12 protein-coding genes are annotated in these 8,419 nt (G+C 68.5%); 5 read left to right on the top strand and 7 right to left on the bottom strand.

Going from position 1 to position 8,419, the window contains the following annotated elements:
• Positions 1-87: 87 nt before the first annotated feature.
• Positions 88-1,095 (bottom strand): thioredoxin-disulfide reductase, encoded by a 1,008-nt coding sequence (trxB, locus tag RMO01_RS02195; protein WP_309627416.1) that lies wholly within the window; start codon positions 1,093-1,095, stop codon positions 88-90.
• Between the two features lie 70 nt (positions 1,096-1,165).
• Here trxB and RMO01_RS02190 point away from each other — a divergent pair, with 70 nt between their 5' ends.
• Entirely contained in the window at positions 1,166-1,462 is a 297-nt protein-coding gene (locus RMO01_RS02190) for a hypothetical protein (RefSeq protein ID WP_309627415.1), read from the top strand.
• On the opposite strand, the gene RMO01_RS02185 is transcribed toward RMO01_RS02190, so the two are convergent.
• The 5 genes from RMO01_RS02185 to RMO01_RS02165 all read right to left on the bottom strand — a co-directional run bounded on the left by RMO01_RS02185 (position 1,421) and on the right by RMO01_RS02165 (position 4,301).
• On the bottom strand, positions 1,421-2,395 hold the full coding sequence (locus tag RMO01_RS02185) for a mitochondrial fission ELM1 family protein (RefSeq protein ID WP_309627414.1): 975 nt from the start codon (positions 2,393-2,395) through the stop codon (positions 1,421-1,423). The genes RMO01_RS02190 and RMO01_RS02185 overlap by 42 nt on opposite strands.
• Before the next feature lie 47 nt (positions 2,396-2,442).
• The gene (gene greA, locus RMO01_RS02180) at positions 2,443-2,916 is read right to left on the bottom strand and encodes a transcription elongation factor GreA (protein ID WP_309627413.1); all 474 of its coding nucleotides are present in this window, start codon (positions 2,914-2,916) and stop codon (positions 2,443-2,445) included.
• 158 nt (positions 2,917-3,074) lie between these two features.
• Entirely contained in the window at positions 3,075-3,290 is a 216-nt protein-coding gene (locus tag RMO01_RS02175) for a hypothetical protein (RefSeq protein WP_309627412.1), read from the bottom strand.
• A 49-nt stretch (positions 3,291-3,339) separates the two neighbouring features.
• On the bottom strand, positions 3,340-4,005 hold the full coding sequence (locus tag RMO01_RS02170; protein ID WP_309627411.1) for a glutathione S-transferase: 666 nt from the start codon (positions 4,003-4,005) through the stop codon (positions 3,340-3,342).
• A 62-nt stretch (positions 4,006-4,067) separates the two neighbouring features.
• Positions 4,068-4,301, bottom strand: coding sequence for a cysteine protease (locus RMO01_RS02165; RefSeq protein ID WP_309627410.1), 234 nt, complete (start codon positions 4,299-4,301; stop codon positions 4,068-4,070).
• Positions 4,302-4,395: 94 nt separating this feature from the next.
• On the opposite strand from RMO01_RS02165, the gene RMO01_RS02160 reads away from it, so the two are divergent.
• The 4 genes from RMO01_RS02160 to mnmH are packed head-to-tail and all read left to right on the top strand — an operon-like array spanning position 4,396 to position 7,128.
• Positions 4,396-4,641 (top strand): FitA-like ribbon-helix-helix domain-containing protein, encoded by a 246-nt coding sequence (locus RMO01_RS02160; RefSeq protein WP_309627409.1) that lies wholly within the window; start codon positions 4,396-4,398, stop codon positions 4,639-4,641.
• The gene (locus RMO01_RS02155) at positions 4,638-5,054 is read left to right on the top strand and encodes a type II toxin-antitoxin system VapC family toxin (RefSeq protein WP_309627408.1); all 417 of its coding nucleotides are present in this window, start codon (positions 4,638-4,640) and stop codon (positions 5,052-5,054) included. Before RMO01_RS02160 ends, RMO01_RS02155 begins: the two co-directional genes overlap by 4 nt.
• Positions 5,051-6,091: a selenide, water dikinase SelD gene (gene selD, locus RMO01_RS02150; RefSeq protein WP_309627407.1), complete on the top strand. Its 1,041-nt coding sequence runs from the start codon at positions 5,051-5,053 to the stop codon at positions 6,089-6,091. The genes RMO01_RS02155 and selD overlap by 4 nt, the downstream gene beginning before the upstream one ends.
• Positions 6,088-7,128, top strand: a complete 1,041-nt coding sequence (gene mnmH, locus RMO01_RS02145) for a tRNA 2-selenouridine(34) synthase MnmH (protein WP_309627406.1) — start codon at positions 6,088-6,090, stop codon at positions 7,126-7,128. The genes selD and mnmH overlap by 4 nt, the downstream gene beginning before the upstream one ends.
• Here the strand turns inward: mnmH and RMO01_RS02140 are convergent.
• Positions 7,125-8,414 carry a nucleotide disphospho-sugar-binding domain-containing protein gene (locus RMO01_RS02140; protein ID WP_309627405.1) on the bottom strand — a complete coding sequence of 430 codons (1,290 nt, stop codon included), beginning with the start codon at positions 8,412-8,414 and terminating at the stop codon, positions 7,125-7,127. The genes mnmH and RMO01_RS02140 overlap by 4 nt on opposite strands.
• Positions 8,415-8,419: the final 5 nt, after the last annotated feature.

Genomic DNA, 8,419 nt, shown 5'->3' with positions numbered 1-8,419 from the left:
CGACCGCCTCGCACGATCAGGTTGGTCATGGGCGCGCGCGGCCTCGTCTAGGTTGGAATGTCAGCGAACTTAGCGGCTGGCGGGCGCTCACCAAGCGCCGATTTTCTCGGCCTCGTGGTGGCTGATCGGGTGGTGCGCCTTGGCGTGGTCCTCCTCGGCGAGGAACCGCACGGCCTCCAGCGCCGCCATACAGCCCATGCCCGCCGCCGTTACCGCCTGGCGATAGACGTCGTCGGTGACGTCCCCCGCAGCGTAGCAGCCTTCGACATTGGTCGCCGTCGTGCCCGGCTTCACCACCAGGTAACCGCCCTGTTTGGTCTCAAGCTGGCCCTGGAACAGCTCCGACGACGGCGCGTGGCCGATGGCGATGAAGACGCCGTCCGCCGGCGTCTCTTGCGTCGCCCCGGTCTGGGCGTGCTTCAGCCGCACACCCGTGACGTTCGACGCCATGCCGTCCGACTGGCCCAGGATCTCGTCGATCGTGTGGTTCCAGATCACCTCGACCTTGGGGTTGGCGAACAATCGGTCCTGCAGAATCTTCTCGGCCCGGAACTCGTCCTTGCGGTGAACGACGGTGACCTTGGCCGCGAAGTTGGTGAGGAACAGCGCCTCTTCCACTGCCGTGTTACCGCCGCCGACGACCACGACATTCTTGCCGCGATAGAAGAAGCCGTCGCAGGTGGCGCAGGCCGAGACGCCGAAGCCCTGGTATTTCTGCTCCGATTCCAGGCCCAGCCATTTCGCCTGGGCGCCGGTGGAGATGATGACCGTCTCGGCCAGCAGCTCGGTCCCGGAGTCCAGCTTCAGCCGGAACGGCCGCTGCGACAGGTCGCAGGAGACGACGATATCCTCGATGACCTCCGTGCCGACGTGCAGGGCCTGGGCCTTCATCTGCTCCATCAGCCAGGGGCCCTGAATGCTCTCGGCGAAGCCCGGATAGTTCTCCACGTCCGTGGTGATGGTCAGCTGGCCGCCCGGCTGGATGCCGGCGATCACCGCCGGGTTCAGGTTGGCGCGGGCCGCATAGATGGCGGCGGTCCAGCCGGCAGGGCCGGAGCCGATGATGGCGACGCGGATCGTTCTCGGAGTGCTCATGAGTGCTATCTAGTCGCTGATTCCGCCCTGTGCGATGTCAGGCGTGACGGAAATCGTGGAAGGACGCGACATGGCTACCCAACCGCAACGCAGTTTCATCGGGATCGGCCTCGCCGTCGGCGTCGGCGTCGGCGCCGCCGTCGGGGTGGCGATGGGCAATCTGGCGATCGGCATTGCCGTAGGCCTTGCCCTGGGCATCGTCATCGGAGCGGCGGCGGACGTCCGCGACAAGGCCAAGCGGAAGGGCGACGGAGACGGTGGCGTCTTACCCTTCACGGGTGACGGCGGCGGCCGGTCGAAGTCTGACGACGGCGGCGACGGGGGGTCAGACGGGGGTGGAGATGGCGGCGGGGGTGGCGGCGACTGAGGCCTCCCGGCCCATCGCCTTCAGGATCGCCCGCGCCGCCCGGTCCGTCTCGGCCAGAGGCGCATAGCTCCAGGTCTCCAGCGCCCCGTCGAAGGGACGCGCCGCGCCCTTTGCTTCGAGGTCGGCGTGAAGCCGTGCGAACTTTCCGGGCGGTTTGAGCGCGACCATCGGCAGAATGTGCACGGGCTTGCCGGTCGATGCGGCCTCGGCGGCCATGTTGGCGCTGTCCTCGGTGACGAGGATGTGGTCGGCGACGTGAAGGAAGGCGAACAGCGGGTTCGGTCCCTCGCCATCCCAGATCCAGCCGGCCAGCCCCTCCAGCCGTTCGGTCATCACCGCCGCCGCCGCCGCGGGCGTGCGCCGCGAGAAGGTCAGCATCAACGATCCGCCGGAGGCTCGCACCGCGTCGGCGATCCGGCCGGCCAGTTCTGCGGCATGATCGGGCGTCAGGTCGAAGGCCTTCGACTTCCCCCCGATCAGGACCCCCACGCGTGGGCGGGGCAGGGCGTCCAGCCGGCCCGCAAAGGCCGGCGCCGCTTCGGCCAGAGCTTGTGGGGTGACGCGATGAGGCGACCCCGTGATGGAAACGACATTGTCTCCGGTCAGCCCGTCATGGGCAGGCGCCACCACCAAGTCGAACAGCGATGGTTCAAGGCGCGGGTCCTGGGTCTGGACCACGAAGGTCCTGCCGCCACCCTGACGTCTTGCGGCCAGAGACAGGGGTAGGGTCGCGCGGCCGGTGGCGATCCACAGATCGGGCCAGATCTCGCCGTCGGCGGGGACGGGCGATTCGGACGCCAGCATCCACGACGCCTTCTTCAGCCCGACCGGCAGCCAGTCGAACGCAGGCCGCCAGCGCACGCGTCTGATGTCGATGATCGCCGGAATCAGGCGCGCGACCGCTTCGGCGAGGCCGAGCGCCTGATTTTCCATGCCGGCGCGGCCGTCCGAGACGACCGCGATACGAAGGGGCTTTAGCCCTACTTCCACTCGACCTTGAGGATTTCGTAGGCCTTCACGCCGCCGGGGGTGTTCACCTCGACGGTGTCGCCGACGGCCTTGGAAATCATGGCGCGGGCGATGGGCGAGGAGATGGAGATCTTGCCCTGCTTCACGTCAGCCTCGTGCTCGCCGACGATCTGGTAGCGGCCTTCTTCCTCGGTATCCTCGTCGACCACGGTGACCGTGGCGCCGAACTTGACCTGGTCGCCCGAAAGCTTGGTCACGTCGATGACCTGGGCGCGGCTGATCTTGTCCTCGATGTCTGCGATCGAGCCTTCGATCCAGCCCTGGCGTTCCTTGGCGGCATGATACTCGGCGTTTTCCGACAGGTCGCCGTGTTCACGGGCCTCCGAAATCGCTGCGATGACGCTGGGACGTTCCACCGACTTCAATTGCTTAAGCTGATCGTCGAGGGAGCGGTAGCCCTCGGCCGTCATCGGCACTTTTTCCATGTGGTCGTGATTTTCTGACTTGTCGCCCGGTAAACCGGAGAGGGGACTTAAGAGAAACTCTGGCGAATACGCTGGTCGCTGGGCGCACGCGACCGGCCGAAGAAGCTAGGGCGCCCGGCGCGGAAACTCAAGGTCCGGTCGGGAATCGCCCTAGCGGATCAGCCCGCAGGAGGTCGCACGGCGGGGTGACGGGCGTGCGACAGACGTCGGTCCAGCATCGTCCTGGCCAGGCCATACACGATCCAGGCGATCAATCCGGCGCCGATCACGGCGAACAGCAGCGACGCCACCATTGCCCCCGCCGCCATGAAGGCGAGGAGAAAGGCGATGGCCGCGCCGAGGCCGGCCGCGATCTGGATTGTTTTCAACTGCATGGACGACTTAACGCACGCCTCGGCCGCCGGTTGCGCGTCTCCTGGCGCGTCAGGCGTAGGCGTAGGGTCCCCCCCGTTCCAGCGCCCGCTGATAGGCCGGCCGGGCATGGATCGTCTGCAGGAAGGCCTTCAGCTTCGGCTTGTCCCGCCCATAGGGGGCGCGGCTCGCCCCGGCCTCCAGCGGGAAACTCATCATGATGTCGGCGGCCGAGAAGGCCTCCCCCGCGAACCACGGCGACCTGGACAGTTCCGCCTCCCAGTAGGCTGTGTGGGCCGCGATCTGCGGGTCTATGAAGCTTGCCTGCGCCTTGTTCGAGATCGCCTTGACCAGCGGCCGCACCAGACCCGGCGATCGTGTCGGCAGGGCGCCGAACACCAGCTTCAGCAACAAGGGCGTCATCGCCGACCCCTCGGCGTAGTGCAGCCAGTAGGTGAACCGCCGCCCCGCCTCCGTACCCGCCGTCGGCCTCAAGCCGTGCCCCGGGTATGTCGCCAGCAGATACTCGATGATCGCACCCGTCTCGGCGACAATGATGTCGCCGTCCTGGATCACTGGCGACTTGCCCAGCGAATGGATGGCGCGCAGCTCGGGCGGGGCCAGCATCGTGTCGGCGTTCCGCTCGTACCGCTTGACCTCGTAATCCAGCCCCATCTCCTCCAGCAGCCACAGCACCCGCTGCGAGCGGGAATTGTTCAGGTGGTGGACGACGATCATGGCGCGGCTCTCCCCAGGTTTCTATCACCCTGGCGGGTTGACGCCGGGGAGGGCAAGGGCCGTCAGCGGCTTCGACGGCTCCAGCGCTGACGCGGATGCCCTTGAGCCTGCGCCCCGGTCTGAGACTGTCGACCTGCGCGGTTCAGGTTCGGCGACGTCCCTGTCCGTCGGCTCTGCCACAGCTCATAGGCCAGGGTGGCCAAGGCCAGCTTTCCGGCATGCCGACCGGCGAACCCGCGTCCGCTCTTTGACAGCAGAAGGCCGCCGATGACGGTGGCGATACGGGACAGGGCCATGGGTGTTCTCCTCAAGTTCGGGAACTGAACGGCCGGATACCACCGAGGTTCACTCCGCGTTGAGACGAGCGATAGCATATGCTATCATCCGCGTATGGCCCAACTCCTCGTCAGAAACGTCAGCGACGACACGGTTGAGGCGCTGAAGCGTCGCGCGATCGCCAATCAGCGTAGCGTTGAGGCCGAGCATCGCGCCCTCCTTGAGGAAGCCCTCGAGACGGAGCGATTGAAGCAGGTTGAGCGGTTTCGCGCCCGCATCGACGCTCTGCATGAGACGATGAAGGGTCGCACCTTCACGCCGTCGGAAGTCGTGGTCCGCGAGATGCGCGACGACAATTGATCGTCATCGATACCTCGGTCGCGCTCAAATGGGTGTTGCCGGAGCCGGGCGCCGAGCTGGCGAAGGACGCACTGCAGCTGCCGCTGATCGCCCCCGACGTCTGGCGGGTTGAAGCTGCGAACGGTATCCGTCGGGCGGTTCTCGAAGGCGTGGGGACACAAGCCGAGGCGCGAGAATGGCTTTCGATCCTCGACGACGCCCCTGTGCAGGACGTAGCCACGACGAGCGTACTCAGACAGGGGCTCGACCTCGCCATCGCGCTCGGCCATCCGGTCTATGACTGCCTGTTCCTCGCTCTGGCGATCGACCGTGATTGCCGGTTGCTGACCTCGGACGACAAGTTCCGGCGGGTCGTCGTGGAGAAATCCGATCTGGCATCCCGGATCGTCATGTTGCCGGACCTGTTTCCATGATCACTGAACCTCGCCTCACGTCTCTCGCCCACGGCGGCGGCTGCGGCTGCAAGCTGTCGCCCGGCGTGCTGCGCGACATCCTCGCCGGCACGCCCGAGGCCGCCGTCTTCGCCGATCTGATGGTGGGCAACGAGACCTCGGACGACGCGGCCGTCTGGCGGCTGAATGACGGCCAGGCGCTGGTGGCGACAACCGACTTCTTCATGCCGGTCGTGGACGATCCGTTCGATTTCGGCCGCATCGCGGCGACCAACGCCCTGTCCGACGTCTACGCGATGGGCGGCCGTCCCATCTTCGCCCTGGCCCTGGTCGGCATGCCGGTGAACGTCCTGTCGACCGAGACCATCGGCCGGATCCTGGCGGGCGGCGCGAGCGTCTGCGCCGAGGCCGGGATCCCCGTCGCCGGCGGCCATTCGATCGACAGCGTGGAGCCGATCTACGGGCTCGTCGCCCTGGGCCTCGTCCATCCGGACCGGGTCCTGACCAATCGCGGCGCCCAGGCCGGCGACGTCCTGATCCTGACCAAGGGGCTGGGCGTCGGCGTGCTGTCGGCGGCGCTCAAGCAGGAGCGTCTGGCCGCGGACGGCTACGCCGTCCTGATCGCCTCGACCACGAAGCTGAACGCCGTCGGCGCCGGTCTGGCCGGGGTCGAGGGCGTCCACGCCATGACCGACGTGACCGGCTTCGGCCTGCTGGGGCACGCGCTGGAGATGGCGCGCGGCTCGGGTCTGGGGGTCGAGCTTGAAGCGGCCGTCGCGCCCCTGCTGGAGGGTGTCGAGGCGTTCGCCAGGGGCGGGATGCGCACCGGCGCCTCGGGCCGCAACTGGGCCAGCTACGGCGAGGCGATCACCCTCCCGACCGGGTTCGAGGACTGGCGCCGTGACCTCCTGACCGATCCCCAGACCTCGGGCGGCCTGCTCGTCGCCGTGGCGGCCGGGGCGGCCGGCGCCGTGCTGGCGACGATTCGCGCGGCTGGCTTCGACCAGGCCGCCGTCGTCGGCCGGGTGGTTGAGGGCGTCGGGGTGAGGGTCGTTTGATCCGCCACACGACCGATCTTTCGGCCGGGGCCCGCGCCGGCTTCGACGTCATCATCGACGTCCGCAGCCCCGCCGAGTTCGCCGAGGACCATATTCCCTGCGCGATCAACCTCCCGGTCCTCGACAATGCCGAACGGGCGGAGATCGGGACCATCTACGTTCAGCAGTCGAAATTCCTCGCCCGCCGCATCGGCGCGGCCAAGGTGGCCCGCAACATCGCCGCCCACCTCGACAGCGCCCTGAAGGATCGCGACGGAAGCTTCCGCCCCCTGGTCCATTGCTGGCGCGGCGGCCAGAGGTCGGGGGCGATGGTCGCGGTCATGGACCAGATCGGCTGGCCGGTGACGGTGCTGGACGGCGGCTACATGACCTGGCGGCGCAAGGTGCAGGCGGTCCTGTATGGCGAACCCACCCTGTCCGTCATCCTGCTCGACGGCGGCACCGGATCGGGCAAGACGGCCCTCCTTACGCGCCTCGCCGCACGCGGCGTCCAGACCCTGGACCTTGAAGGGCTGGCCGGTCATCGCGGCTCCCTGTTCGGCGCCACCGGCCGCGCCCAGCCGTCCCAGAAACTGTTCGAGAGCCGTCTGTTCGAAGCCCTTGAACGCCTTGATCCCGCCAGCCCCGTCGTCGTCGAGGCCGAGTCCAGCCGTATCGGCGCCCGTACCATCCCGCCCGCCCTCTGGTCCGCCATGGGCCGGGCCTCGGTGATCGAGCTTTCAGCCCCGGTCGAGGCACGCGCCGCCTTCTCAGCCCGGGTCTATGCCGACATCGCCGCCGATGTTGGCGCTCTGGAGATCGCCCTCGGCCGCCTCCCGCCGCATCATTCCAGAGAGACCGTCGCGGGCTGGAAAGCGATGGCTCGCGACGGCCGCGCCATCAAGCTCGCCGCCGCCCTGATCGCCGACCATTACGACCCCGCCTACCGCCGTATGTCCGCGCGGCGGGATCGACCCGTGATCGGTCGGGTGGAGATGGCGGAAGTGTCCGACGCGGAACTCGACCGCGCGGCTGATGCGGTGGCGGCGCTCATCTAGCGGGAGAGGGTGAGCATCTCGATGATCCGCTCCCCCGCCACCGCCGCCCCGTCTTCCTGCGCCGCCACGACACCCAGCCGCGTCGCGGTCGCCTCGACGCTGGGGTCCGCCAGCAGCCGCTCCAGCACCGCCTCGACCCGGTCCGCCCGGTAGCGGCCCCGCCCCAGCGTCGCTCCGCAGCCGAGGCGGACGATCCGCGCCGCATTGTCGAACTGGTCCCCCAGGAACGGGACTACCAGCTGCGGTCGCCCCGCCCGCAGGGCCTGCTGCGTCGTGCCCACCCCGCCCTGGTGCACGACGGCGGCGGCGCGCGGGAACAGGCTGGAGAAGGGCGCATAGGGCAGGGCCAGGACGTCCGGTCCGTCGCCTACCGACAGGTCGCCATCGGGGCCCACCAGCAGCACAGCCCGTCGGCCCAGCCGGCGCGCGGCCTTCAGGCTCTCGAGATAGAAGTCGCCCGGGATGTGCACCGCCGCGCTGCCGAGGGTGAAGACGATCGGCGCCGGACCGGCGGCGAGGAAGGCCTCCAGTGCGGTCGGCATGGCGGCGGGACCGCCCGTCTCGCTGTCGTAAGGCGCATAGCCGGTGACGAAAAAGCCCGGTGGCGAGTCCGGTTGCGCGGTGCCGAGCAGCGGCGAATACAGACCGAGCACCAGGTCCGCCCCGGCCCCCGCGTCGAAAACTATGTTGGCCTTGGTCGCGGGCAGGCCGAGACGCGCGCGAACCCGGTTCAGCGGCCGTCCCAGACCGGCGGCGATCAGCCGCGCCAGAGCGATCGTGGTGCGGTTGCGCCAGAGGCCGAATCCGCGATCGGCCGGAGCCAGCCAGGGTGCCTTGGGCAGATAAGGCGGATCATAGGCCGAGAAGGCCAGCGTCGGCTGAAGCAGGACGGACACGAACGGCAGGCCGAGTCGCTCGGCGCTCAATCCCGCCCCGACTGTCAGCGTCCCCCCGACGACTGCCGATGTCCCCTCGCTCACGGCGACCATCTGCCGGACACTGGTCTCCAGATAGGGCAGGACGACTCGCTGAAACACGAAGACGTCGGAGTTGATGATGGCCTCGGTGATCTGGGCAAGCGTCATCCCCAGGTCTGTCTCTAGCCGGGCGAGGCTGGGACCGACCTCGTGGAAGACCAGTCCGGCGGCTTCGATCTTCGGCCGATACTCGGCCGATGAGGCGATAGCGGCCTCGACCCCCCGCGCCTTCAGCGCCAGCCCGAGGGCGATGAACGGGTGAAGGTCGCCGAGCGATCCGGCGGCGGCGATGACGACTCGGGGAGGCATGGCCA

This window comes from Brevundimonas sp., from assembly GCF_031412435.1.
Taxonomy (GTDB): domain Bacteria; phylum Pseudomonadota; class Alphaproteobacteria; order Caulobacterales; family Caulobacteraceae; genus Brevundimonas.
This window is presented reverse-complemented; position numbering and strand designations above follow the sequence as displayed.